The sequence below is a fragment of the Cytobacillus sp. FSL R5-0377 genome (assembly GCF_038004385.1).
Classification (GTDB): domain Bacteria; phylum Bacillota; class Bacilli; order Bacillales; family Cytobacillaceae; genus Cytobacillus.
In genome coordinates, this window is record NZ_JBBORA010000001.1 from 2,482,626 (window position 1) to 2,507,969 (window position 25,344).

General features: G+C 43.5%; 25 protein-coding genes and 4 tRNA genes. 28 read left to right on the forward strand and 1 reads right to left on the reverse strand.

Annotation, left to right across the window (positions count from 1 at the left end; translation table 11 throughout):
* Position 1: 1 nt before the first annotated feature.
* The 28 genes from NSQ49_RS12830 to NSQ49_RS12965 all read left to right on the forward strand — a co-directional run bounded on the left by NSQ49_RS12830 (position 2) and on the right by NSQ49_RS12965 (position 24,625).
* A complete protein-coding gene (locus NSQ49_RS12830; RefSeq protein ID WP_159863621.1) occupies positions 2–199 on the forward strand; it encodes a DUF951 domain-containing protein in 198 nt (65 codons plus the stop codon).
* 27 nt (positions 200–226) lie between these two features.
* Complete coding sequence (locus tag NSQ49_RS12835; RefSeq protein ID WP_251283893.1) at positions 227–2,221, forward strand: molybdopterin-dependent oxidoreductase; 1,995 nt, start codon at positions 227–229, stop codon at positions 2,219–2,221.
* Positions 2,222–2,384: 163 nt separating this feature from the next.
* The gene (ychF, locus tag NSQ49_RS12840; protein ID WP_159863619.1) at positions 2,385–3,485 is read left to right on the forward strand and encodes a redox-regulated ATPase YchF; all 1,101 of its coding nucleotides are present in this window, start codon (positions 2,385–2,387) and stop codon (positions 3,483–3,485) included.
* Positions 3,486–3,707: 222 nt separating this feature from the next.
* On the forward strand, positions 3,708–3,995 hold the full coding sequence (gene rpsF, locus NSQ49_RS12845) for a 30S ribosomal protein S6 (protein ID WP_159863618.1): 288 nt from the start codon (positions 3,708–3,710) through the stop codon (positions 3,993–3,995).
* 35 nt (positions 3,996–4,030) lie between these two features.
* Entirely contained in the window at positions 4,031–4,540 is a 510-nt protein-coding gene (gene ssb / locus NSQ49_RS12850; protein ID WP_009332473.1) for a single-stranded DNA-binding protein, read from the forward strand.
* Between the two features lie 58 nt (positions 4,541–4,598).
* Positions 4,599–4,838, forward strand: coding sequence for a 30S ribosomal protein S18 (rpsR, locus tag NSQ49_RS12855; RefSeq protein ID WP_159863617.1), 240 nt, complete (start codon positions 4,599–4,601; stop codon positions 4,836–4,838).
* Positions 4,839–5,038: 200 nt separating this feature from the next.
* Entirely contained in the window at positions 5,039–5,974 is a 936-nt protein-coding gene (locus tag NSQ49_RS12860) for a YybS family protein (RefSeq protein ID WP_159863616.1), read from the forward strand.
* A 31-nt stretch (positions 5,975–6,005) separates the two neighbouring features.
* Positions 6,006–7,979, forward strand: a complete 1,974-nt coding sequence (locus NSQ49_RS12865) for a DHH family phosphoesterase (RefSeq protein ID WP_159863615.1) — start codon at positions 6,006–6,008, stop codon at positions 7,977–7,979.
* A complete protein-coding gene (gene rplI, locus NSQ49_RS12870; RefSeq protein WP_159863614.1) occupies positions 7,976–8,422 on the forward strand; it encodes a 50S ribosomal protein L9 in 447 nt (148 codons plus the stop codon). The genes NSQ49_RS12865 and rplI overlap by 4 nt, the downstream gene beginning before the upstream one ends.
* Positions 8,423–8,610: 188 nt before the next feature.
* Positions 8,611–9,975: a replicative DNA helicase gene (gene dnaB / locus NSQ49_RS12875; protein WP_159863613.1), complete on the forward strand. Its 1,365-nt coding sequence runs from the start codon at positions 8,611–8,613 to the stop codon at positions 9,973–9,975.
* 261 nt (positions 9,976–10,236) lie between these two features.
* Entirely contained in the window at positions 10,237–11,529 is a 1,293-nt protein-coding gene (locus tag NSQ49_RS12880) for an adenylosuccinate synthase (RefSeq protein ID WP_159863612.1), read from the forward strand.
* A gap of 582 nt (positions 11,530–12,111) precedes the next feature.
* Positions 12,112–12,187: transfer RNA gene (locus NSQ49_RS12885), tRNA-Lys, on the forward strand.
* 14 nt (positions 12,188–12,201) lie between these two features.
* A tRNA-Glu gene (locus NSQ49_RS12890) sits at positions 12,202–12,273 on the forward strand.
* 61 nt (positions 12,274–12,334) lie between these two features.
* A tRNA-Asp gene (locus NSQ49_RS12895) sits at positions 12,335–12,411 on the forward strand.
* A gap of 198 nt (positions 12,412–12,609) precedes the next feature.
* A tRNA-Phe gene (locus NSQ49_RS12900) sits at positions 12,610–12,682 on the forward strand.
* Positions 12,683–13,047: 365 nt separating this feature from the next.
* Entirely contained in the window at positions 13,048–14,526 is a 1,479-nt protein-coding gene (locus tag NSQ49_RS12905) for a peptidoglycan DD-metalloendopeptidase family protein (protein ID WP_251283892.1), read from the forward strand.
* A gap of 244 nt (positions 14,527–14,770) precedes the next feature.
* The gene (gene yycF, locus NSQ49_RS12910) at positions 14,771–15,478 is read left to right on the forward strand and encodes a response regulator YycF (RefSeq protein ID WP_048010220.1); all 708 of its coding nucleotides are present in this window, start codon (positions 14,771–14,773) and stop codon (positions 15,476–15,478) included.
* Between the two features lie 8 nt (positions 15,479–15,486).
* Complete coding sequence (gene walK / locus NSQ49_RS12915; RefSeq protein WP_159863610.1) at positions 15,487–17,319, forward strand: cell wall metabolism sensor histidine kinase WalK; 1,833 nt, start codon at positions 15,487–15,489, stop codon at positions 17,317–17,319.
* Positions 17,316–18,656 (forward strand): YycH family regulatory protein, encoded by a 1,341-nt coding sequence (locus NSQ49_RS12920; protein WP_159863609.1) that lies wholly within the window; start codon positions 17,316–17,318, stop codon positions 18,654–18,656. Before walK ends, NSQ49_RS12920 begins: the two co-directional genes overlap by 4 nt.
* Positions 18,643–19,455, forward strand: coding sequence for a two-component system regulatory protein YycI (locus tag NSQ49_RS12925; RefSeq protein WP_159863608.1), 813 nt, complete (start codon positions 18,643–18,645; stop codon positions 19,453–19,455). Before NSQ49_RS12920 ends, NSQ49_RS12925 begins: the two co-directional genes overlap by 14 nt.
* A 7-nt stretch (positions 19,456–19,462) precedes the next feature.
* Positions 19,463–20,257, forward strand: a complete 795-nt coding sequence (locus tag NSQ49_RS12930) for an MBL fold metallo-hydrolase (protein WP_159863607.1) — start codon at positions 19,463–19,465, stop codon at positions 20,255–20,257.
* A gap of 240 nt (positions 20,258–20,497) precedes the next feature.
* Positions 20,498–21,724, forward strand: coding sequence for a S1C family serine protease (locus NSQ49_RS12935; RefSeq protein WP_159863606.1), 1,227 nt, complete (start codon positions 20,498–20,500; stop codon positions 21,722–21,724).
* A gap of 192 nt (positions 21,725–21,916) precedes the next feature.
* On the forward strand, positions 21,917–22,078 hold the full coding sequence (locus NSQ49_RS12940) for a CxxH/CxxC protein (protein WP_082804532.1): 162 nt from the start codon (positions 21,917–21,919) through the stop codon (positions 22,076–22,078).
* A gap of 80 nt (positions 22,079–22,158) precedes the next feature.
* Positions 22,159–22,638, forward strand: coding sequence for a 23S rRNA (pseudouridine(1915)-N(3))-methyltransferase RlmH (gene rlmH, locus NSQ49_RS12945; protein ID WP_159863605.1), 480 nt, complete (start codon positions 22,159–22,161; stop codon positions 22,636–22,638).
* Between the two features lie 351 nt (positions 22,639–22,989).
* On the forward strand, positions 22,990–23,481 hold the full coding sequence (locus NSQ49_RS12950) for an HNH/ENDO VII family nuclease (RefSeq protein WP_251283891.1): 492 nt from the start codon (positions 22,990–22,992) through the stop codon (positions 23,479–23,481).
* Between the two features lies 1 nt (position 23,482).
* Entirely contained in the window at positions 23,483–23,911 is a 429-nt protein-coding gene (locus NSQ49_RS12955; RefSeq protein WP_251283890.1) for an SMI1/KNR4 family protein, read from the forward strand.
* 219 nt (positions 23,912–24,130) lie between these two features.
* Entirely contained in the window at positions 24,131–24,268 is a 138-nt protein-coding gene (locus tag NSQ49_RS12960; RefSeq protein WP_311315922.1) for an EndoU domain-containing protein, read from the forward strand.
* Between the two features lie 21 nt (positions 24,269–24,289).
* A complete protein-coding gene (locus tag NSQ49_RS12965; RefSeq protein WP_251283889.1) occupies positions 24,290–24,625 on the forward strand; it encodes a tRNA-Val4 in 336 nt (111 codons plus the stop codon).
* Between the two features lie 144 nt (positions 24,626–24,769).
* Here NSQ49_RS12965 and NSQ49_RS12970 read toward each other — a convergent pair whose 3' ends face one another.
* The gene (locus NSQ49_RS12970; protein ID WP_251283888.1) at positions 24,770–25,318 is read right to left on the reverse strand and encodes a hypothetical protein; all 549 of its coding nucleotides are present in this window, start codon (positions 25,316–25,318) and stop codon (positions 24,770–24,772) included.
* Between the last annotated feature and the right edge of the window lie 26 nt (positions 25,319–25,344).

Sequence of the window (25,344 nt, forward strand, 5' to 3'; positions counted from 1 at the left end):
CATGGAGCAAAAAGAATTTGATTTACATGATGTGGTGGAAATGAAAAAGCCTCACCCGTGCGGGGCAAACAAATGGAAAATCATCCGTATGGGAGCGGATATCCGCATTAAATGCGAAGGCTGCGGACACAGCGTGATGATCCCGAGAAGAGAATTCACCCGCAAAATGAAGAAAATTCTTGTTAAGCATGAGGAGTAAGAGACAAACTGCAGGGAGATGAGGTTCATGGCACAAACATTCAAATCAGCCTGTCCCCTGAACTGCTGGGACAGCTGCGGCTTTCAGGTAACAGTTGAAGACGGTAAGGTGACAAAGGTAGATGGCGACCCAGATCATCCGGTCACAAAGGGGAAGATTTGCGGCCGCGGCAGAATGCTTGAAAGCAGAACCAATTCTCCGGCTCGCCTGCATCGTCCGCTGAAAAAGGTAAATGGAGAATTTGTGCCCATTTCCTGGGAACAGGCTTTGCACGATATTTCCCTGAAAATGAAGGAGCTAAAAGATACGGATGGCACCACTTCGATTCTTCATAGTCATGATTATGCCAATGGCGGCTTGCTGACGAACCTGGATCAGCGCTTTTTCAACTGCTATGGCGGTGTGACTGAGCTAGTGGGGTCCATCTGCTGGGGAGCAGGCATCGAGGCTCAAAGCCAGGATTTTGGTGACTCCTACAGCCATGGGCCTGAGGATATTTTGAACAGCAGGCATATTGTCGTTTGGGGAAGAAATGTTGCCCGCACCAATATGCACTTGTATCAAAGGCTCCAGGAGGCAAAGAAACAGGGTGCCAAACTGTATGTGATTGATCCCATTTTTAATGCGACGGCTAAAATGGCAGACCATTATTTTTCCATTAAGCCGGGAATGGATGGCTGGCTTGCGGCCGGCATCATGAAGGAAATGCTTCGTCTGGGATTGGAAGATAGAAGTTTCATAGATACCTATTCAGTTGGTTTTGAGGATCTGAAACAACTTCTCGAAAGTGTAACGCTTGAGGAAATCGCAGAGAAAACGGAAGTGCCTGCAGAGGTTATGACTGAGCTTGCAGTGGTGTATGGCGATCGCCCTGTATCCACTTTCTTTGGGCTGGGCATGCAGCGATACGAAAACGGCGGGAACACGATCAGATTGATGGATGCTTTGATTGCCTTGAGCGGCAATATCGGGATTCCCGGCGGCGGTGCAAACTATGCTAACAGACAGGTAGGGCAGAGCTTTGATGCGGCTGCCCTCACCCTCCCTGAGCGGAAAACAGCCTTCAGGCAGTTTACGATGATGCGGCAGGCAGAGGGGATTTTAGCAGCGAAGGATCCTGAGATTAAGATGGTCTTCGTTACGTGCGGGAATCCTTTAACCCAGGTGCCTGACTCTTCAAGGGTCCGGGAAGCTTTTGCATCTGTTGAGACTGTTGTCGTGATGGAGCAGTTTATGACAGATACAGCAAAAATGGCGGATTATGTGCTTCCGGTTGCCACGGTATTTGAACAGGAGGATGTCTATTATTCTTCGATGTACCATCATTATGTCAATCATGGCCCGAAGCTGGCTGAACCGCCAGGCGAAGCGAAGCCGGATTTATGGGTATGGACTGAGCTTGCCAAACGGCTTGGATTCGGAGCCGATTTCGATTTTACAAGAGAAGAATTCATCCGCATGGGCCTTGGGACGCTAAAAGAGCAAGGGATTACGCTTGATAACATACGGAAATCCCATCATATGGAGCTTCCAGTTGATACGGTACCCTGGGCAGACCGCCAGTTCAAAACGCCAAGCGGCAAGTATGAATTTACATCGTTCCGAAAGGGTTCCGAAAGCAGGCTGACACTTGCTCTTCCGCGGGAAACTAAGTGGACGGACAGAGAGAGGGCGGAACAGTTTCCTTTTACCCTGCTGACGATTCATCCTCTCCGCTCCAATCATTCGCAGCATTATCATCTATTAAAGCCGGAGCCAAAGGCAAAGGTGGAAATAGCCGATAATATTGCGGAGAAGCTTGGCCTGCAGGAGAATGATTATGTCAAAGTGTGGAATGACCGCGGAGAAATGAAGGGCTTTGTCCATATTATGAAAAAAGCCCACCCTGATACCATCAATATCGATGAAGGCATCTGGGCCAATTTCGGCGGACCCGTTAATCATCTTACCTCGAGCCGCGAATCGGACAACGGTCTTGGCAGCACCTTGTATGACTGCCTTGTGAATATAAAGAAGGTTTAATAGCAGCGGTGACAGGCACCTATACCAGTTTGGCAAAGTGGTATAGGTACCTGTCACCTTTTCTTTACATTTCTCCGGCAACTATCTATAATTGTTAGAGGCTTGTTTAAATGAGAATCAATCGTATTTTTAATAGATGAAATTAGACTGAGGAGTGACTTGGATGGCTTTAACAGCTGGAATTGTAGGTTTGCCGAACGTCGGAAAGTCTACATTGTTTAATGCAATTACCCAGGCGGGAGCAGAGTCTGCAAACTATCCGTTCTGTACAATCGACCCGAATGTGGGAATTGTGGAAGTGCCTGATCACCGTTTGAATAAATTAACAGAATTGGTTCAGCCGAAAAAGACTGTGCCAACAGCTTTCGAATTTACAGATATTGCCGGAATCGTTAAGGGTGCAAGCAAAGGGGAAGGTCTTGGAAATAAATTCCTTTCCCATATCCGTGAAGTGGATGCAATCTGTCAGGTTGTCCGCTGTTTTGCGGATGACAATATCACACACGTTGCCGGGAAAGTGGACCCGATCGATGATATCGAAGTCATCAACCTGGAATTGATTCTGGCTGATCTTGAATCGGTTGACAAGCGAATCGGCCGTGTGAGCAAGCTGGCTAAGCAGAAGGATAAAGATTCTGTGATTGAGCTTGAAATTCTGGAAAAATTAAAGGAAGCGTTCGAAAACGATAAGCCTGCCCGTACTGTTGAGTTTACAGACGAGCAAATGAAAATTGTAAAAGGTCTTCACCTGCTGACAATTAAGCCAGTGCTTTACGTTGCAAACGTAAGCGAGGATGATGTAGCAGATCCTTCTTCTAACGAGTATGTGCAGCAGGTAAGAGAATTTGCTGCAAAGGATAATGCGGAAGTTATCGTTATCTGTGCAAAAATCGAATCTGAAATTGCAGAGCTTGACGGGGAAGAAAAAGAAATGTTCCTTCAGGAGCTTGGCATTGAAGAATCCGGTCTTGATCAGCTGATCAGAGCTGCCTACAACCTGCTTGGACTGGCAACTTACTTCACTGCAGGTGTACAGGAAGTCCGCGCCTGGACATTCCGCAAAGGCATGAAGGCTCCTCAATGTGCAGGAGTTATTCACTCTGACTTTGAAAAAGGATTCATCCGTGCAGAAACGGTTTCCTATGACGACCTTGTCGCTGCAGGAAGCATGACAGCTGCGAAGGAAGCAGGAAAAGTTCGCCTTGAAGGAAAAGAATACATTGTTAAAGACGGAGATGTCATGCACTTCCGCTTTAACGTTTAATTATTTTGGAACCTCTATTTTTTTAGGGGTTCTTTTTAATGGAGGAAGCCTGTCCGGAACAGCATCCATACCGTAACTCTCTCAAAATAATCTTCCATCTTTCAATTCACCCTAGTGTTATTGCATTTGCATAATTAATGTGCTATAATTTCAACTTGTGAGTAATGAATATATTGCTCCTTGCCCTTTAAAGGGCCGTTAGACCAAAAGGAGGTGAAAGTGATGAGAAAGTACGAAGTTATGTACATCATCCGCCCAAACATTGAAGATGAGGCTAAAAAAGCCCTAGTTGAGCGTTTCAACACAATCTTAACTGATAATGGTGCGGAGGTTGCTGAATCAAAGGATTGGGGTAAGCGTCGTCTTGCATACGAAATCAATGATTTCCGCGATGGCTACTACCAGCTTATGAACATTAGTGCTGAAGCAAAAGCAGTTGACGAGTTCACTCGTTTAGCTAAAATCAGCGAAGACATCATCCGTTACATCGTTGTTAAAGACGAAAAATAATAGATATAGCATTTTACCGAGAGGAGTTGATTCTGATGATGAACCGAGTTGTTCTTGTCGGACGTTTGACAAAGGATCCTGATTTGCGGTATACGCCGAACGGAGTTCCTGTCGCTTCATTCACACTTGCCGTGAATCGTACTTTTACGAATCAGCAAGGTGAGCGGGAGGCAGACTTTATCAACTGTGTGGTATGGAGAAAGCCAGCTGAAAACGTAGCGAATTTCCTTAAAAAAGGAAGTCTTGCAGGCGTAGATGGCCGCATTCAATCCCGCAGCTATGAAGGCCAGGATGGAAAGCGCGTTTACGTGACTGAAGTCCAGGCTGAAAGTGTGCAATTCCTTGAGCCGAAGAATAGTTCTGGCGGCCAGGGCGGCAATCCGAACTATGGCGGTCCAAGAGATCAGGATTTCCCATTTGGAAATAACAGCAATCAGAATCAACGCCAGGATAATCGTAATCAGGGCGGCTATACTCGCGTGGATCAGGACCCATTCGCAAATGACGGCCAAATCGACATTTCTGATGACGACCTGCCATTCTAATAGTGCCCGATTATGAACGGAAATATATAAAATAAAAAGCTAAAGGAGGTAACTGACCATGGCTGGAGGACGCAGAGGAGGACGCGCTAAGCGTCGTAAGGTTTGCTTTTTCACTGCAAACGGAATCACTCACATCGACTTCAAAGATGTGGATCTTCTAAAAAAATTCATCTCTGAGCGCGGTAAGATTTTACCACGTCGTGTAACTGGCACTAACGCTAAATACCAACGTAAATTAACGATTGCTATTAAGCGTGCGCGCCAAATGGCATTACTGCCATACGTTTCAGGTGAATAATAACTAGAAAAAGACGCTGGTATCCGGCGTCTTTTTTATTATGTTCTCCTTTAGCGCTGGGGTGTGTTAAAGCTGAAAACCTTTCTGAAATCACGAAGGTTGAACCTGCATTTAATACTAGCTACAATATAGCTTATATGGGTTCAAAAAGCGGAAACAGATTTCCTTCTTTTTGGATACACAGTTTGAGGGGTGTATCAATGAATAATGTACATAAATTAACAGAAGGTGCCGTGCTGCTCGCTATTTTTGCCGTGCTGCTTCTGATATCGCTCTATTTGCCAGTTATCAGTGTCGTTTCAACTTTCTTCCTGGCGCTTCCGTTTATTATGTTTGCGGCAAAAAATAGCCGGATGATGGCGATGGCCTTTATGACGGGAGGCATCCTGCTTTCCCTGATTATCGGATCCATTATGGGAATTTTCATTGCTCTGATATTTGGAGTGACCGGCACGGTAATCGGGATTTGCATTAGGGAAAATAAAGGACGGGCTTCTTCTTTTATTGCGGGCACGCTCGTATTTCTTGCAGCTCTTTTGCTTCAATATGCTGCAGCAGTTGCTCTATTTGATTTCAATTTCATTAAAAAAAGCATCGGCATGATGGAGGAGTCCCTCGAAACTTCAAAAGGAGTGCTTGAAGGCTTCGGACAGAACGCGGATAAAGCAATCGAGCAGCTTACAGCAGGCTTGAAAATGCTTGAGACATTAACGCCGAGTTTATTTGTCATGACATCGGTCATTTCTGTTTTTATCATTCAGCTTATTTCGTTTCCGATCGCCAAACGATTCGGTATTAAGATTGAAGGCTTTAAGCCGTTCAGGGAATTGAACCTGCCGAAAAGCATATTATGGTACTATCTCGTTACCATAATCGCTTCCTTCCTTTTTAATCCTGCAGAAGGAAGCTACTGGTTTATGGCTCTTGTCAATGTTGCCTTCATTTTGCAGATATTCATGGTCATTCAAGGCCTGTCCCTTATTTTCTTTTTCAGCCATTTAAAAGGATGGCCGAAAGCTGTGCCTGTACTTGCTGCTGTATTTACATTTCTTATGCCATTTCTCCTTTATATTGTGAGGATATTAGGTATAATTGACTTAGGATTTGATTTAAGGCAAAGATTAGGAAAAAAGTGATGAACAACACTACTGTTTAGGAGCTGAAAACATGCCTTCGTATTTAGAAAAGCGGTCCATACGCTATCCGATTATTGGATTGATGGGCATAACAGTGGTGCTTCTCGGTATAATAGCGTACTACAATTGGATTTTTGCATTAATTGGGCTGTTTCTGGCCATCCTTCCTTTCTACTACCTTTTTCAGCTCAATCAAAAGCACCGGAAGGAGACGGAAGAATACATCTCAACCCTTTCCTACAGGGTGAAAAAAGTCGGCGAAGAAGCTCTGATGGAAATGCCGATCGGAATCATGCTGATTAATGATGATTATTACATTGAATGGACCAATCCCTTTTTAGCATCATGCTTTGATGAAGATACGCTAGTGGGAAGATCGCTTTATGATGTCGCGGATTCGCTTGTTCCACTGATCAAGCAAGAAGTGGAAACCGAAATTATTACCCTTCATGACCGCAAATTCCGGGTAATCCATAAACCGGAAGAGCGCCTATTGTACTTTTTTGATGTCACGGAACAAACAGAAATTGAAAAAATGTATCAGGAAGAACGGACTGTGATCGCCATTATCTTCCTTGATAATTATGATGAGCTCACCCAGGCGATGGATGACCAGACGAAGAGCAGCCTGAACAGCCTGGTGACCCAGATATTGAATAAATGGGCACAGGACAATGGTGTCTTCCTGAAGAGGGTGTCATCTGAGCGCTTTATCGCTGTATTTAATGAACATATTCTGCAGCTTCTTGAAAAAGGGAAATTCACGATTCTTGATGATGTCCGGGAAACCACTTCCAAGCAAAATGTTCCGCTTACGTTAAGCGTAGGCGTCGGCACAGGGGTCTCTTCTCTTCCTGAGCTTGGTTCACTGGCCCAGTCCAGCTTAGACCTGGCATTAGGCCGCGGGGGAGACCAGGTGGCCATCAAGCAGACGAATGGGAAAGTTAAATTCTTCGGGGGAAAAACCAATCCTGTTGAAAAAAGGACCCGGGTCCGTGCACGCGTCATTTCCCATGCGCTGAAGGAATTGATCTCTGAAAGCGATAAAGTCATTATCATGGGCCACAAAAGCCCGGATATGGATGCAATTGGGGCAGCCATCGGCATTCAGAAGGTGGCCCGCCTGAACCAGCGTGAAGGCTATGTAGTGGTGAATTTCAATGAACTTGATACAGGCGTCAGAAGGATGATGAAGGAAATTGAAAAGAACGAAGAGCTCTTTTCCAAATTCATCACACCGGAACAGGCGATGGAAATTGCCACAGACGATACCCTGCTCGTAGTTGTTGATACCCACAAGCCATCCATGGTGATAGAGGAAAAGCTTCTTCATGCGATTGAACATGTTGTCGTTATCGACCATCACCGCCGTGCTGAAGAGTTCATCCATAATCCGCTACTGGTGTACATGGAGCCGTACGCCTCCTCTACAGCAGAACTGGTGACAGAGCTTCTGGAGTATCAGCCGAAAAACGGCAGAATTGAAATGCTCGAAGCAACGGCCCTTCTTGCGGGCATCATTGTGGATACGAAGAGCTTCTCACTGCGTACAGGGTCGAGAACGTTCGATGCGGCTTCCTATCTGCGCGGACAGGGCGCAGATACCGTGCTCGTCCAAAAGTTCTTAAAAGAGGACGTAGATACCTATATCAAGCGGGCGAAGCTGATCGAAACCGTTCAATTTTACAAAGAGGGCATCGCTATTGCCAAGGGGCAGCCGGACCAAATATTTGATCAGGTACTGATAGCCCAGACAGCTGATACCCTGCTGACGATGGATGGCGTGGTTGCTTCATTTGTCATCTCAAACCGCTCTGAAAACATGATAGGGGTCAGCGCACGCTCCCTCGGGGATATCAATGTCCAGGTGATTATGGAGAACCTCGAAGGCGGCGGGCACTTAACAAATGCTGCCACACAGCTTCAGGATGCAACACTTGATGATGTTGAGATCCGATTAAAAGAGGCTATAGATGAATACTTTGAAGGGAGAAAAAAGGAATGAAAGTAATCTTTTTAAAAGACGTTAAAGGCAAGGGGAAAAAAGGCGAAGTAAAAAATGTAGCAGATGGCTATGCACATAACTTTTTAATTAAGCAAGGGCTTGCTGTCGAAGCAAACCAGGCCAATGTCAGCAGCCTGAACGCCCAGAAGAAAAAAGAAGCAAAGCTTGCAGAAGAAGAATTGGCAGAGGCTAAGGAGCTGAAAGAAACACTTGAAAAGCTGACAGTCGAATTCACTGCGAAATCAGGTGAAGGCGGCCGCCTATTCGGTTCCATTACAAGCAAACAAATTGCTGAAGAACTTCAAAAGAAGCACAGCATCAAAATCGACAAACGCAAAATCGAAATGGAAGATGCGATCCGCACACTCGGATACACAAAGGTGCCAGTCAAGCTTCATACTGAAGTATCAGCAACATTAAACGTGCATGTAAAAGAAGCATAAAGGCAAGCACTGCATTAGTGGGATAAACTAATATTGGAAGTGGCTTTTGCCGATAAACATGTTAAAATAAAAGGGTTGATTAAAAATGTGATCAGTTTTTGCTGGTCACATTTTTTAAAGTAATTATAAGGATTTTTTATATAAATATAGATTTGCTTAACGCTTTTATTTTAAGGAGGTTTAATGAGATGAGTGATTTATTCGCGGATCGGCTCCCGCCTCAAAATATTGAAGCGGAACAGGCTGTGCTTGGGGCAATCTTTCTTGAACCCTCCTCTCTTACACAAGCATCTGAAATTTTAATACCTGAAGACTTCTACCGTGCAGCCCACCAGAAAATCTTCAATGTAATGCTGAAGCTGAGCGACCTGGGAAAAGCAGTCGACTTAGTGACTGTGACAGAAGAGCTCAGTGCAGCAAAACTGCTCGAGGATACCGGAGGCGTCAGTTATTTAAGTGAACTGGCCGGATCTGTTCCAACAGCGGCGAATATCGAGTACTATGCAAAGATTGTGGAAGAAAAGTCATTGCTTCGCAGGCTGATCCGGACGGCGACAGGCATTGCCCAGGATGGCTATACGCGTGAGGATGAAGTGGAAGTGCTTCTTGGGGAAGCCGAGAAAAATATCATGGAGGTTGCACAGCGCAAAAACGCCGGTGCCTTTCATAATATTAAGGATGTTCTCGTCCGGACCTACGATAATATCGAGGAAATGCATAACCGTAAAGGGGATATTACAGGGATTGCGACTGGATTTACCGAGCTTGACCGCATGACAGCCGGCTTCCAGCGAAATGACCTCATCATTGTCGGTGCCCGTCCTTCCGTAGGTAAAACTGCCTTTGCCTTGAATATCGCGCAAAATGTGGCAACAAAAACCGGGGAAAACGTGGCGATTTTCAGTCTGGAGATGGGTGCAGAACAGCTGGTCATGCGTATTCTCTGTGCTGAAGGGAATATTGATGCCCAGAGGCTTCGTACCGGCTCACTGACGGATGAAGACTGGGGAAAACTGACGATGGCGATGGGAAGCCTGTCAAACGCGGGAATTTTCATCGATGACACACCTGGTGTCCGCATCCAGGATATCCGTTCCAAATGCCGCCGCCTCAAACAGGAGCATGGACTTGGCATGATTCTGATCGACTACCTGCAATTAATCCTCGGAAGTGGACGTTCAGGAGAAAACCGTCAGCAGGAAGTATCTGAAATTTCACGTTCCCTTAAACAATTGGCCCGTGAGCTTCAGGTCCCTGTAATCGCACTGTCCCAGCTTTCCCGTGGTGTGGAACAGCGACAAGATAAACGTCCAATGATGTCTGACATCCGTGAATCGGGAAGTATTGAGCAGGATGCCGATATCGTGGCATTCCTATACCGTGATGACTACTATGACAAAGAATCCGAAGACAAAAACATCATCGAAATCATCATCGCCAAGCAGCGTAACGGCCCGGTTGGAACCGTTCAGCTTGCATTCGTAAAAGAGTATAATAAATTCGTAAACTTAGAGAAACGCTTTGATGATTCCTTTGCGCCGCCTGGTGCATAAAGAGGACCTGCCTACAGCAAGTCCTCTTTTTTATTGTTTTGTGTAAGCAGCCGCTCTCTCGAGTGTCAGCTTTCCCGTTTCCACTTATATTTTTAATATTTTCATTGTTTTACGAACATATTTTCATATTTTTGTTTAAATTGTTCGTGTTTTGTTGACTATCACACATCACCTTGTTAAACTAAGATGGTTGAAATAAGTTACTTAAATAAAATATGATATAGAAATTAAAACAGTGAAATTCCCGGAGGTGCTTTTTTAATGTCATCAGTAGTAGTAGTTGGAACACAGTGGGGAGATGAAGGGAAAGGAAAGATTACAGACTTCCTTTCAGAAAATGCAGAAGTGATCGCACGTTACCAAGGCGGAAACAATGCAGGACATACAATCAAATTCAATGGTGAAACATATAAGCTTCATTTAATTCCATCTGGAATATTCTATAGCGATAAAATCTGTACAATCGGTAACGGAATGGTTGTCGATCCTAAAGCGCTTGTAAAAGAATTGGCGTACCTTCACGACAAAGGCATTACAACAGACAACCTGCGCATTTCAAATCGTGCACATGTCATCCTTCCTTACCACCTGAAGCTTGATGAAGTGGAAGAAGAGCGCAAAGGTGCAAACAAGATCGGTACAACGAAAAAAGGCATCGGCCCTGCTTACATGGATAAAGCAGCCCGCAACGGAATCCGCATCGCAGACCTTCTTGACCGTGAAGTGTTTGAAGAAAAGCTTGCGCGCAACCTGGAAGAAAAGAACCGCCTGCTTGAGCGCTTCTATGAAACAGAAGGATTCAAAATCGAAGACATCCTTGATGAATACTACGAATACGGCCAGCAGATCAAGCACTATGTCTGCGACACGTCTGTCGTACTGAACGATGCATTAGATGAAGGCCGCCGCGTGCTTTTCGAAGGTGCACAGGGAGTTATGCTTGATATCGACCAGGGTACATACCCATTCGTTACATCTTCTAACCCGGTAGCCGGCGGTGTAACAATCGGTTCTGGCGTAGGTCCTACAAAAATCAAGCATGTTGTCGGTGTTTCTAAGGCCTATACGACTCGTGTAGGTGACGGCCCATTCCCGACTGAACTTGATAATGAAATCGGCAACCAAATCCGTGAAGTTGGCCGTGAATACGGTACAACAACTGGCCGTGCCCGCCGTGTCGGCTGGTTCGACAGCGTGGTTGTACGCCATGCCCGCCGTGTCAGCGGCATCACAGATCTTTCTCTTAACTCCATTGATGTATTAACTGGAATTGAGACATTAAAAATCTGTACAGCTTACCGGTATAACGGAGAAGTAATTGAAGAATTCCCTGCAAGCCTGAAAGTACTGGCTGAATGTGAGCCTGTATATGAAGAGCTTCCAGGCTGGACAGAAGACATCACAGGCTGCAAATCACTTGATGAGCTTCCTGCCAATGCCCGCCATTACCTGGAGCGCGTTTCACAGCTGACAGGAATTCCATTATCCATCTTCTCAGTTGGCCCGGACCGCACACAGACAAACGTAGTCCTAAGCCCTTGGAGACAAAACTAATACTTGATTGGAAAAGCCCTGATATGATTGGGGCTTTTCTTTTTTTTGGGGAGAAAGGCAATGGCCGGTGCCGAGACCGAGGTTGTAGCAGGTTCGGACAGAGAAAGCGTAAAAAGTCGATGCAGGTCCGAAGTTGGGTCAGGTTCAGACAGAACAAGTGAAAAAAAGCAGCGCTGAGTCCGAATATATCACAGCTGTTATTAATAGAAAAAAATTTAAAATAGGGGAATAAATAACGGGAATTAGGGAAAAGAATCCATAATCCGGGGAAAAGGATACCTTTTTTAGGGTAAACCCATCCCAGCAACCAGCTGCAATCTAGTATTTAAACCGTCTTCCAGAAAAAAAGATTTTTTTATAAAAAAGTTATTGCGCTTATATAAAACTCTATGATATTATAAAAAGCGTCGCCAAGGTAGCAACCTTGGAAACACTCATAGTATGAGCCATTAGCTCAGTCGGTAGAGCAGATTGCAGCATCATTGAATTGCTTCACCCGAATCGCAATCTGTGACAAAGCACGCAGGGCTTTGGAACATCTGACTTAGCAGAATTAGGCTTTAGGCAACATGATCATAGTATGAGCCATTAGCTCAGTCGGTAGAGCATCTGACTTTTAATCAGAGGGTCGAAGGTTCGAGTCCTTCATGGCTCACCATTTATACTTTTTATGGCCCCTTGGTCAAGCGGTTAAGACACCGCCCTTTCACGGCGGTAACACGGGTTCGAATCCCGTAGGGGTCATGGCAAATAACCGTCAGCAAACGGCTGGCAAGCCCAGCTTACTTGCTGGCGGTTATTATTTGGTCCGGTAGTTCAGTTGGTTAGAATGCCTGCCTGTCACGCAGGAGGTCGCGGGTTCGAGTCCCGTCCGGACCGCCATTTACATAATCTGCTTCATAACAGTGTACCGATTGTCAAATCGGCTTGAAGCACAAAACCAGATAATCTAATAAGGCTCAGTAGCTCAGTCGGTAGAGCACGATCGAATAAGCTTCCTTGAATCTCTTCAGCGTACCGATTGCCAAATCGGGACGAAGGACGAAACCAGACAATATTTAGGCAAAAATAATTTAATAAGGCTCAGTAGCTCAGTCGGTAGAGCAAAGGACTGAAAATCCTTGTGTCGGCGGTTCGATTCCGTCCTGAGCCATCCCAAGAAGGAGTATGTAACCAATCATGCTCCTTTTTGTTATATTTCTGTAATATAACCTCTTTTCTGCAAAAAGCCTGTGTAATTTAGAGACACGCTTTCCTTCATTTTTCGTATCCCTAATAAACCCTTGCTGCTAGGGACTATTTCCTATCCTTCATTCGACAAAATCATCCTTATGCTTTGCCATTTATAGTCATAAATTGTCAGCTATTATACATTTTCTTTACATTCCCGAGTCTCGTAATCTATTTGCGTTGCTGTGTGGTAAAGTAATTATTGTGAAAAAATCAGACTCGCAAATTCGTAGTTACATAGCACTATATGGAAGTTTCTTTGTTACCGCAGTCTAGGGGGATGTAACCATGTTCAAATGGATGAAAAAAGATACCTCATCATCAGAATTTACAGCGAAAAGCTTAAAGAAAACGATAAATAGAACGATTGCAGCCGGCTTTGCAGCGGCGGCTTTAACCTTTGCAGGAGGCATTTCTGCTTCTGCCAATGATGATAAACTTGTGACAGTTTATTATGTCTATATGGGTGACGAATATATTGGAACGGTGTCGGACAAAAAAGTCATCGAAGATTTGGCTGATAAGAAGATCAGTGAGGCCGAAGATTCCCACAAGGGATTAAAGCTGGCGCTGGCATCGAAGCTTTCCTTCGTTCCTGAGCAGGTTTTTGAATCCAGCTCAGATGTGAATGAATCTGAAGCCGTCAAGGGCCTCAAAGACAAGATGGAAATTCATGCCGAAGCAGCTGCCTTAGTGATTGACGGCAAGGAAATCGCTTATGTGGAAGATGAGGAGGAGGCTAAAGCGGCCCTCCAGAAAATCAAGACGTCCTATGTATCAGAAAAAGATTTAAAGGCACTAGAAGATAGAAAAGTATCTTCTGCGGACCCGCTGTCAAAGCTGAAGGAAGATGAAACGCGTCTTTTAGATGTCCGCTTTACTGAAGATGTATCCATCTCTGAAGCAACCGTGGAACCGGAAAAGCTCATCAGTGCAGATGAGGCTGTGAAGCTTCTGCAAAAAGGAACCCTTGAAGAAAAGAAATATGTGGTGAAAGAGGGCGATGCACTCAGCAATATTGCCAGCGCGCATGACCTCGATATGAAACAGCTGATTGAACTCAACAGTGGACTCAAAACGGATTCTGTCATTAAGTCAGGACAGGAATTAAATGTGACCGTCTACAATCCGTATGTCAAAGTAATAGCAGATATGGAAGTTTTCAAGAAAGAAAAAATTGATTATGCAAAAGAAGTAATCGAAGACAGCAGCATGCCTAAAGGCGAAACGAAAGTGAAGCAGGAAGGCAAGGAAGGCGTTCGCGCTGCAACTTATCTGATTACGGAAGAAAATGGCCAAACGGTCAAAAAAGCAGTCAAAGATGAAAAAGTTCTTGAAGAGCCTGTGAAGCAAATTGTCATCAAGGGAACAAAGGTGATTCCATCCCGCGGTGAAGGCAGCTTTGCTTATCCGGCAGTCGGCGGCTATATCTCCAGTAAAATGGGATACCGCTGGGGGAAATTGCATAAGGGAATTGACATTGCAAGACCGAGCGACCGCACGATCAAAGCAGCTGACAATGGAACAGTTGTATCTGCAGGAATGGATGGCGGCTATGGAAATAAAATCGTCATCGACCATAACAATGGATTCCGCACGATATATGCCCATCTTGATTCCATCAGTGTCAGCGTTGGCCAAACCGTCTCGAAAGGTTCAAAGATTGGCATAATGGGATCCACTGGTGATTCCACCGGTGTCCATCTGCACTTCGAAGTATACAAAGACGGTAAAAGACAGGACCCGCTGAAATATGTAAATAAATAATACACGCTAAAAAGTCTCTAGTTTTCATGCTAGAGACTTTTGTGGTTAAGAATAAGAAATAAATAACAAACTGTCCGGCTTCAGGACCCGCCTCTTCAGGTGCTGAGGCAGGAAAGGCGCTCCTGCTTTTCGTAATAGGTGAATTCTCACTGTTAACATGGTAAAGTAAAATAGAGAACATATGCATGAAACTGACTTCTACTGCTCCAAAAATAAATAAATGAGCAAGAAAAAGGAGATAGGTATGGATAAAAAGATTCTGGTTGTAGACGATGAGAAACCAATTGCAGATATTCTGCAGTTCAATTTAAAAAAAGAAGGCTATGAAGTGGTGTGTGCCTACGACGGCAATGACGCCCTTGAAAAGGTGGAAGAAATCAAGCCGGATTTGATTTTGCTTGATATCATGCTTCCGCAGAGGGATGGCATTGAGGTTTGCCGCGAGGTGCGCAAGAAATACGATATGCCGATTATTATGCTGACAGCGAAGGATTCTGAAATTGATAAAGTACTGGGTCTCGAACTGGGTGCAGATGATTATGTGACAAAGCCGTTCAGCACTAGAGAACTTATTGCCCGTGTGAAGGCTAATATGAGGCGCCATCAGCAGGTAGCCAAGGCGGAGGAAGAAGATGAATCAAACGAAATCGAAGTGGGTTCATTGATTATCCATCCGGATGCCTACGTGGTTTCCAAGCGCGGTGAGACGATTGAATTAACACATCGCGAGTTTGAGCTGCTTCATTATTTGGCCAAGCATATTGGACAAGTCATGACGAGGGAGCATCTCCTTCAAACCGTATGGGGCTATGATTATTATGGTGATGTCCGTACAGTTGACGTAACTGTCAGGAGACTGCGGGAGAAAATTGAGGATAATCCAAGCCACCCGACATGGATCGTGACAAGAAGAGGAGTCGGTTATTACTTGCGGAATCCCGAGCAGGAGTAACAGGGTAAATGGAAAAGGTGGGTTTTTTTCGGTCCATTCATTTGAAGTTCGTAATCATTTATGTTCTTCTCATCCTGGTAGCAATGCAGATTATCGGGGTCTACTTTGTCAGACAGCTGGAATCGACCTTACAGGAAAACTTTAAGGATGCCATTCAGGAGAGGGTCAATCTGCTTAGCTATTATGTGGAGGAACAGATGGCTAAGGTAAGGCTTCCTGATGAGGAGGGACCGTCCCTCGAAGAGGATATCAGAAGACTGTTAAGTGATTACAATTCTGAGGACATATCCGAAGTCCGTGTCATCGAAGGAGAATCAACACTACGGATCCTTGGAACCTCCGATCCCGATAATCAGGGGCTTGTCGGGGGGAGGTCTACAGATAATCTGATCAAAATGGCCATCGCTACTAATCAGCAGGTAACGGAGGATTTCGTTGACCAGGGACAGCGGATGTGGGTTCTCGTCACCCCTATTAAAAATAATAATGGGGAAGTCAATGGGGCCATCTATCTGGTTGCTAAAATAGAAAATATCTATGAACAGATGAGGGAAATAAATAGTATTTTTACATCCGGCATCGCGATTGCGTTAGCCATCACAGCGATTCTGGGGATACTTCTTGCACAGACGGTAACACGCCCGATTTCTGATATGCGGAAACAGGCGCTGGCCATGGCAAAAGGGAACTTCTCCCGCAAGGTTAAGGTGTACGGTTATGACGAAATTGGCCAGCTGGCCATTACCTTTAACAGCTTAACAAAGAAGCTTCAGGAAGCCCACGCCACAACGGAAGGCGAGCGGCGGAAATTATCTTCTGTTCTTTCCTATATGACGGACGGAGTCATTGCAACCGACCGCAAAGGGCGTGTCATCCTCATTAATGAGCCTGCTGCAAAAATGCTGAATGTTTCACGTGAAACGGTTCTGTCATCACCGATTGTATCCCTCTTAGGCCTTGAAGAGGAGTATACCTTTGAAGAAATGTTAAATGAGCGGGATTCAGTCATCCTGGATTACAGCACCAAAAAGAAAACGCTGATTCTCCGTGCGAATTTCTCAGTTATTCAAAAAGAAACCGGATTTGTGAACGGTTTAATTACCGTTTTGCATGATATCACCGAGCAGGAGAAAATTGACATGGAGCGCCGCGAATTTGTGGCAAATGTATCTCATGAACTCAGAACACCGCTTACGACGATGAGAAGCTATCTGGAGGCTCTGGCGGATGGCGCATGGAAAGATGAGGAGATTGCGCCGAACTTCCTGGAGGTCACCCAAAATGAAACAGAGCGGATGATCCGCCTTGTTAATGATCTGCTGCAGCTTTCTAAAATGGACAGCAAGGATTACCGTTTAAGCAAGGACTGGATTGATTTCATTTTCTTCTATAATAGAATTATAGATCGTTTTGAAATGACGAAGGAGCAGAATGTTACATTTGAAAGAAGGCTTCCGGACCATTCAGCTTTTGTGGAAATAGATGAAGATAAGCTCACCCAGGTGCTGGACAATATTATCTCCAATGCGCTGAAATACTCTCCGGAAGGCGGAAAGGTGACGTTCAGCATTGAGGAAAAAGATGAATTTATTATCGTCAGCGTTTCAGACCAAGGTGTAGGAATACCAAAAGAAAATATAGATCAGATTTTTGAGCGTTTTTACCGGGTGGATAAAGCCCGAACAAGAAAGCTTGGCGGAACAGGCCTCGGCCTTGCCATTGCAAAAGAAATGGTCGAGGCGCATGGCGGGAAAATTTGGGCAGCGAGTAAAGAAGGGAAAGGGACAACGATTTCATTCAGCCTTCCATATGTTCGCTCGGAAGAGGATGATTGGGAATGAGATATGAAAATATAAAAACCATCATACTGACCATTCTAGTCGTGACAAGCGTCCTCCTGACCTGGAATCTCTGGACCTATCAGCCAAACTTTGAACGGATTGAGAAAGAAGCGAATACCGTTCAGGAAGTGACAATTGAGGAGAAAAAAGAAGTAAATCAGATTGTTAGACCGGACACCCTTTTATTCCATCTCGGGGAAAAACAGACCTTCGGGACAGTCAGCCCCAGTGAGATTGATAAGGTGATAACAGAAATCAGTGATTGGAATTTTGCTGACTTTGAAAATATTACAGAGGAAGCAGACACTTTTCCATCGTTTGTCCATAAAGAAGGAAAAGCGGTTCTCGTGTTTCCTGATTCTGTTCCGATTGACTTATACAAATCCGTCATCAAAATTGGCGATAAAAACCTCGCTGATTTTCAATTTGATCATATTGTCATTGATACGAAGCAAACAGGTAAAAAAGAAGGAATTGTTGATTTTGTCTCATTGGATAACCGGCAGGTCTATCGAAGCCATGTACCTGTTTCCTTTATTCAGAATTTCAAAAGCCAATACTTCAATCTGTCGGAGTATAATCCGGAATATAGAGCCTACCTTGCTTATACGCCATCTGAAAAAAGAACCATCTACTTGCCCGCGAAGGATACCAAAATGCTGAGATATCAGTATTTGGAGAAAAAATTGGACTCTGAACAATATAAAAATGCTTTGTTCAGTGATCCAAGTGTCGTCCAGAAAAGCTTTCAGCAGTCAGAGGATGAATACAATGATACCTTAAGCTTATTGAGGGTGAATTCTGATAAAAATACTCTTCGTTATATTAAACCGGCTGCCGGAGATAACCCGGTTTTTCCGTCAGATGACCTCCTGAAAAGGAGCATTGAATTCATTAATGGACATTCGGGCTGGACAGATAATTATCAATTTGCCGAAATTGATGAAGTGAATCATCGGGTTGCATTTCGGATGTATGAATCTTCAGGTTATCCCATTTTCAGCGATGATCCGAAACTATCCGAAATCCGCCACATTTGGGGACAAAAAGAAATTTATGAGTATGTTCGAAGCAACTTCCAGCTCGGCCTAATCACGGAAACGCCAACAGAAGTATCTCTTAGTCCCGGGAATCGGGTAATGGAGTACCTGTTATCCTTGAACGGATTTGAACCGGAATTGCTGGAGGATGTAAGGCTGGGGTATCAAATGGCGCTTGTCAAGGAAGCGCAGACTACTTTTATCCGTCTTGAGCCTTCCTGGTTTTACCGTTATGAAGGAATGTGGAAAAGCATTTCGCTTGATGAGACAGGGGGCATGAATAATGGATTGGAGTAAGATCAAAACAATCTTTATTTTAACCTTCCTGGTGCTTGATATTTACTTGATGTACGAGTTTTTCAAATTAAAGGAAGCCAGTGAATTTGAACCGATTGCCCAGGCATCCCTGGAAAAACAGCTTAAGAGTGCCGAGATCACATTTGAGTCACCCCTTCCGAAAAGCAACCCGAAAGATCGTTACTTGAGGGCTAAGCCGATGGAATTTGATATTGAAAATCTTGAGGGTGTGAAAGAAACAAAGCTTGAAGGCCAGGAAATTACGATCACAGAAGGAACGACCTTGAATTCAGTTCTGGATGAGCCAATAAAGATCAGTGACAAGTTCAGTCCGTCCGAATTATCCGCTTTTATCAAAAACAGGGTGTTATTCGGGGATCAGTACCGCTTCTGGGATAAGCCTCGTGACAGCAATAAAATCACGTATTATCAGGAGTTCGAAGACAAGATGTTTTATATGAATTTAAATGGCGAGCTCACCTTTTATTTAAATGATGAAAATGAAATCGTCTCTTATAAGCAGACGCTTCTGGAAAAGATTGAATCGAAGGAAGAAAGTGAAAAAGTCATCCAGCCGATAAAGGCTGTGGAGACTCTTTACAAAAATGGTTCGCTTTTGCCTAAGTCGAAAATTACCGATGTAGAGCTGGGTTATTTTACTTTCGTGCATTTAAGCTCATCACAATTATTGACGCCTGCCTGGCGATTTGTCATTAATGGTGAGGAGAATTTATTTGTAGATGCCTTTGAAGGAAAAATTATTCAGCTGAATAACGAAGAGAAAAAAATAGTGGAGTGAGGAGAACATGTCTTTACAATTCAGCGTTCTCGCGAGCGGCAGTACTGGGAATGCGATCTTTGTCGAGACGGAGGAACATTCCTTTCTGGTTGATGCCGGTTTAAGCGGGAAGCAAATGGAAGGATTATTTCAGCATATAGGAAGGGACATCGGCAAGCTTTCAGGTATACTGGTGACCCATGAGCATAGCGACCATATCAAAGGTGTCGGGATTCTTGCCCGCAAGTATAACCTCCCGATCTATGCCAATGAAAAAACATGGCTGGCTATGGACGGACTAATTGGACAAGTCCCGGTTGACCAGAAGTTTCATTTTGATATGGAAGCCGTGAAGACATTCGGATCCCTGGATATTCAATCCTTCGGGGTTTCCCATGATGCAGCCGACCCAATGTTTTATGTGTTCCACCATAACGGGAAAAAACTTGTCCTGATCACCGATACAGGCTACGTCAGTGACCGTATGAAAGGCCTGATTTCCAATGCAGAGGCTTACGTATTTGAAAGCAATCATGATGTTCAGATGCTTCGCATGGGCCGCTACCCGTGGAATATTAAACGAAGGATCTTAAGCGATGTCGGACATGTATCCAATGAAGATGCAGCGCTGGCGATGAGCGAAGTGGCCGGTGACAGGACGAAAAGCTTCTATCTCGCCCATTTAAGCCAGGATAACAATATTAAGGATTTGGCGAGGATGTCTGTTGCCCAGACACTGGAAAGCCGAGGAATCATTGTCGGCGAACAATTCGAGCTTTTTGATACCGATCCTAAGGTACCGACGATTTTAACTGCTGTTTAAACATAAATTAGAAGAGGAATACACAGAGAGACAGCTGTCCTACGTGTGTTCCTCTTTTTCTTTTTTGAGGAAATTTTAATAAAGTATGAACAAAGTCGTAAGATTGCTGTGGCTAGTGCGTTTTTGTTAGATTTCTAAAAACAGAAGAGTATAATAATGGATATAAAGGAAGACTAAGTTTTAGCATTCATATTAAAAACAACCTTTTTATTTGCAAAAGAAAGAAAGGATGGGTGCAGTTTGGGCTATTATGATCAAGATCATCAGAACCGTTATAAAGGGCAAAAGGGCAACAAGGGCGGATACTTTCTGGCCAGTCTTGTTGGCATCATATTAGGAGCCATCCTGGTCGTGGTTGCAGTGCCAAAGCTGGCTGACTACGACGTGCTCCCTTATACGGTTGAACCGGATGAAAAGCTGCAGGATGAAGCTGGGGATAACAATAATGTCAGGACTCAGAATGTCTCTGTCGATGTGACAACCGATGTAACCAAGGCAGTCGACAAAGCCGGAGATGCGGTTGTAAGCATTACGAACATCCAGACAGCCGGATTCTGGTCCAATGAAGGGAATAACGGAGGCGGACAGCCTGCCGGCACCGGTTCAGGCGTTATTTATAAGAAGGAAGGAAATACAGCCTTCATCGTCACAAACCACCATGTGGTAGAGGGTGCTCAGGAATTGGAAGTTAGCCTGGAGGATGGCACCAAGCTCCCGGCAAGACTGGTTGGCAGCGATATCTGGACGGATCTGGCCGTGATTGAGGTAGAAGCAAAGGAAATTAAAACGGTAGCCGAGTTCGGCGATTCAGACAAACTGAAGCCAGGCGAGCCTGTCATTGCCATTGGGAATCCTCTTGGCCAGTTCTCCGGCTCTGTTACACAGGGAATTATCTCAGGTTTGGAGCGTGCCATACCGGTTGATATTGACCAGAATGGAACAGTAGACTGGCAGGCAGAGGTTCTGCAGACGGACGCCGCCATCAATCCTGGTAACAGCGGCGGAGCTTTGGTTAATATCAGCGGCCAGCTTATTGGCATCAACTCCATGAAAATTGCTGAGAGCGCTGTAGAAGGTATCGGATTGGCAATTCCGATTAATTATGCAAGACCAGTCATTGATGACCTCGAAAAGTTTGGAGAGGTGAAACGTCCATATATGGGAGTACAGCTGGCATCGGTTAATGAGATTCCAGGATACTACCAGCAGGAAGCACTGAAACTGCCGAAGGATGTAAAATCAGGCGTGGCTATCACATCAGTAGAACCTAACTCTCCAGCTGCACAGGCAGGACTGAAGGAAATGGATGTCATTGTGGAGATGGATGGACAGGAAATCAGAGACATCATTGAACTGCGCCAGCATCTCTATACGAAGAAAGCCGTAGGCGAACAGATGAAAATTAAATTTTACCGTGACGGCAAAATCAAGGAAGTAACGATGAAGCTGAGCGGCGAGACATTGTAATGGAAGGATGCAGTGGAAAGCAACCGACCAGCATAGTAGAATAACTAAACGGGAAAGCGGTAATCGCTTTCCTGTTTTTTATTGTTTTGATAAGATGAGATGTGGATAACTTATAACCATAGGTAGAAAAAGAATTTATCCACAGATCGGATAAAAAAACAGGCTGCCGGCCTAAAAAGGAGCATGCTGAAAATGATTTACTGCTGTGACGAACACGTTGATCTGGCAATAGATATAGTGGTCGATGAGTACGAAACATTCCCGCAATTAACAAAACTAGAAGAGGATAAAAAGTTATCAACAACCTGTGAATATTGTCAAAATACCGCAATATATGTTGTAGCGAACGAATGATCTCATACAACATGTGGATGAAAAATGTGGACATGTGGATAACTTCTGTGGATATCTTGTTTGTAAAGTGAGGACATACTGTGAATATCTCAATTATTACAGTCGGAAAGCTAAAAGAAAAATACCTAAAGCAGGGAATTGACGAATATTTAAAAAGGCTGTCAGCCTACGCCAAAATGGACATCATCGAGGTTCCCGACGAAAAAGCTCCCGAAGAATTAAGCGAAACGGAAATGATTCAAGTGAAGCAAAAGGAAGGCGAGCGGATTTTGGCGAAGATACATCCGGATGCCCATGTCATTGCTTTGGCGATTGAAGGAAAGATGAAATCGTCGGAAGAACTCGCGGATACTCTTGATAAACTGGCTACATACGGAAAGAGCAAGATTGCGTTTGTAATTGGCGGGTCTCTTGGGCTGAGCCAGGAGGTTTTGCTGCGTGCGGATGAAAAGCTTTCTTTTTCGAAGATGACATTTCCTCATCAATTGATGAAGTTGATTTTGCTGGAGCAGGTTTATCGGGCTTTTCGGATTAATCGGGGGGAACCTTATCATAAGTAGAAACGAACGACAGCTAGAAGTTCAAAATAAAATGAAAGCCATTAGGAGTGTCCTGGTTGTTGTAATTAATTATGTGAAGGCCGACCAAGCCGTTGTTTCCTCCGCACCGATATAATAACGAATATAAATGGCTGAAGAATTGATAAATCTGATGAACTATACAAAAGTAAAAAAGTGCCCAACCCCGATTCAATAAAGGGAAAAGGCACTTTTATTTCTCTATCTAATAAACCTCTCGATTCTCGGCCACTCTCAACGCATTTTCAGGAGAAACATCATTATAAGTCCTTGCTCGCTGCAGCCGTTCTTCAAAGTAAGCATCTTAATGATCCGTTGAGGAAGATTAAGACGGTGACTGATGATGTGTTTGGGGTTAAGGGTACGGGCAAAGAAACCTATCAACATCTAAAGGACTATAAAAATAATAAATATTTTACTCGAAGTGTAGAGTATAATGCAGGTAAAGATGGCACGGGATTTACCTATAAAGTATATCAAAGAGGAGATATAAATTGGGATATGGTCCGAACAAAAGGTGCTAAAAAAGGTCGCGGGTTAACAAATGCTGAAGCATCAGCGAAATATGGACTTGCTCCTATTCTTGATGATGCAGGTAGTGTTGCAACATTGCATCATTCACAACAAAAAGGTGTTGGACCATTATATGAAGCTTCAACTAGGTATCATAATATCAGTAATGCTAAGAGAGCTCCACTACATCCTTATAAAGGAAAGTTAAACCCATTCTATCCAATGGATGAGACAACTAGAGGAGCATTTCAAAAAGTTGATTCTATTAATTATTGGAAAATACGAGGAGAAGAAGCTTTAGGAGGAAAATAATATGAGTATTTTGCCTGAAAGACTAGATGAAGTTCTGGGTGAAGAAATATATAAACGTGAAGATAGTAATCTAGTACAAGATGCTATAATAAGGCTGGGTGTAAAGGTTTCAGATACTTTCCAAGAATTTTATATCCAGTATGCAGGACCTTTTTGGGAAGAGCATGTACCCTTTGAATTACTAGATATAGCTGACGATGAAAATAATATTGAATCATACACACTTATTACTAGAAAAGAACATGATTTTCCGAAGCAATATCTGGTTTTAAGTGAAATGTCGGCAAATGCTGTATTAGTGCTGGATACTGTAACAGATAAAGTTTATATAGTTAATTTTGAGGGTGGAGACGAACTGCTTCTAAAAGGAGAGTTAAAGGAAACTTGGTCATCGTTTTTTGATTTCTTGAAGGCATATTTTAATTGTTAATTATGATTCAATAAAAGATAATTCAAAGTTACCTAAAACTTTGATTGGTAATATGCCCTTCAAGGTTTTTAAACTCTAAGAACTTTATGGTTAAAAGCAATATCACTATTGTGAAAACTCGGATACAGGTGCCTGACAACCCCCAACTATACTAGTGTAGGGGGTCCAGGCTTTTTTTTATTTGCAATTCCTTGAATCCTGGATTGATGAGTAAAAGCTATTGATGAAGCCTATCAGAATAAAATACAGATAGGTTTAGGCAAGTATAAAGGCGTAACATCATCAGGGATTAAAATAGAAATGTACTTGAATAAAGATGGCACAATAGCAACGGCATATCCATTATATAAAAAATAATATAGAAGGTGATTCAGGGATATGAGATATCCATTTGAATTTAAGAAAGACCCATTTGGTGATTTAGGAATAGGTTTGCCGGAAGAAATAAGTATTTTCTCGGATTTTATTCAGGATATTTCAACAGAAGAAGAAGTGGATGAGTATATAGGATACATTAAGAAAGTTTTAGAAGGGGTATATGAAGACTTTGAAGTTACTTTGAATGCTACGAGTGTGAATATCAAGAAAGATGTGACAGTAGCGGAACATCATTATCGGATTGATGAACCTCTTGAAAATAAAATTGAAACGGAGGAATTTATAGAGCTGTTATTGATATGGAGAGAGAAGATTTCAGAAATATTCAAAGGTTGAATAGGGAGTAGAGATCAACATAAACAGACCTTGAATGGCCATCTGCGATTCAAGGTCTGTTTTTAGATAACAGGTGTTTGCCCCCAACTATACTACCGCATTAAAGGGCTGAGGGCCAGGCCCCTTTTTATTAATTAGCTAAGCTTACCTAAATGAACCTGCTAATCTTCTAAGAGATGCCAAGCTAATAACAACCCAAATCCAGCTATAAAAAATAGAAAATAAGAATATCAAAAATACCGTTGGAAAATGAAATGTTTGAGAAATGCCAGGCCCTAATACAGGAAAATGTATTCCGTATAATAAGATTAAAATCCCCATCGATAAGAAAAAAGCTCCACATACAATTATGTTTATTCTTCTCTCAATAAAGTGCAAGGCTAGCCCAATTCCCAATCCTAACAAGCCGGTAGTGAATGGAAAAATAATAAGCTCACTTGGCATAAGTATAAATAAGGATATAATCGTCACCATATAAGCAGCAAGTCCGAGAGATTTTGAAAAGATAGTACAAAAAATAATAGGAGCAGTTGCCAATGGGCTCAAAAAATAGCCAATAATCGGAACAGCACCCCCTGCTATGTGAAAGATTGTTGCCAAACTGCTAAGAATGGAGCCGAAGACTATTTGTTTTATTTTAGGCATGTCTTTGAAAGTACGATGAAGAGATTTGACGTCTATGGAAACAGACATGGGCTTCACCTCTTTTATCCTTTAAT

Coding starts and splice junctions, on each gene's coding strand:
- NSQ49_RS12830 (WP_159863621.1), top strand. CDS start 2: ATGGAGCAAAAAGAATTTGATTTACATGATGTGGTGGAAATGAAAAAG.
- NSQ49_RS12835 (WP_251283893.1), top strand. CDS start 227: ATGGCACAAACATTCAAATCAGCCTGTCCCCTGAACTGCTGGGACAGC.
- ychF (WP_159863619.1), top strand. CDS start 2,385: ATGGCTTTAACAGCTGGAATTGTAGGTTTGCCGAACGTCGGAAAGTCT.
- rpsF (WP_159863618.1), top strand. CDS start 3,708: ATGAGAAAGTACGAAGTTATGTACATCATCCGCCCAAACATTGAAGAT.
- ssb (WP_009332473.1), top strand. CDS start 4,031: ATGATGAACCGAGTTGTTCTTGTCGGACGTTTGACAAAGGATCCTGAT.
- rpsR (WP_159863617.1), top strand. CDS start 4,599: ATGGCTGGAGGACGCAGAGGAGGACGCGCTAAGCGTCGTAAGGTTTGC.
- NSQ49_RS12860 (WP_159863616.1), top strand. CDS start 5,039: ATGAATAATGTACATAAATTAACAGAAGGTGCCGTGCTGCTCGCTATT.
- NSQ49_RS12865 (WP_159863615.1), top strand. CDS start 6,006: ATGCCTTCGTATTTAGAAAAGCGGTCCATACGCTATCCGATTATTGGA.
- rplI (WP_159863614.1), top strand. CDS start 7,976: ATGAAAGTAATCTTTTTAAAAGACGTTAAAGGCAAGGGGAAAAAAGGC.
- dnaB (WP_159863613.1), top strand. CDS start 8,611: ATGAGTGATTTATTCGCGGATCGGCTCCCGCCTCAAAATATTGAAGCG.
- NSQ49_RS12880 (WP_159863612.1), top strand. CDS start 10,237: ATGTCATCAGTAGTAGTAGTTGGAACACAGTGGGGAGATGAAGGGAAA.
- NSQ49_RS12905 (WP_251283892.1), top strand. CDS start 13,048: ATGTTCAAATGGATGAAAAAAGATACCTCATCATCAGAATTTACAGCG.
- yycF (WP_048010220.1), top strand. CDS start 14,771: ATGGATAAAAAGATTCTGGTTGTAGACGATGAGAAACCAATTGCAGAT.
- walK (WP_159863610.1), top strand. CDS start 15,487: ATGGAAAAGGTGGGTTTTTTTCGGTCCATTCATTTGAAGTTCGTAATC.
- NSQ49_RS12920 (WP_159863609.1), top strand. CDS start 17,316: ATGAGATATGAAAATATAAAAACCATCATACTGACCATTCTAGTCGTG.
- NSQ49_RS12925 (WP_159863608.1), top strand. CDS start 18,643: ATGGATTGGAGTAAGATCAAAACAATCTTTATTTTAACCTTCCTGGTG.
- NSQ49_RS12930 (WP_159863607.1), top strand. CDS start 19,463: ATGTCTTTACAATTCAGCGTTCTCGCGAGCGGCAGTACTGGGAATGCG.
- NSQ49_RS12940 (WP_082804532.1), top strand. CDS start 21,917: ATGATTTACTGCTGTGACGAACACGTTGATCTGGCAATAGATATAGTG.
- NSQ49_RS12955 (WP_251283890.1), top strand. CDS start 23,483: ATGAGTATTTTGCCTGAAAGACTAGATGAAGTTCTGGGTGAAGAAATA.
- NSQ49_RS12965 (WP_251283889.1), top strand. CDS start 24,290: ATGAGATATCCATTTGAATTTAAGAAAGACCCATTTGGTGATTTAGGA.
- NSQ49_RS12970 (WP_251283888.1), bottom strand. CDS start 25,318: ATGTCTGTTTCCATAGACGTCAAATCTCTTCATCGTACTTTCAAAGAC.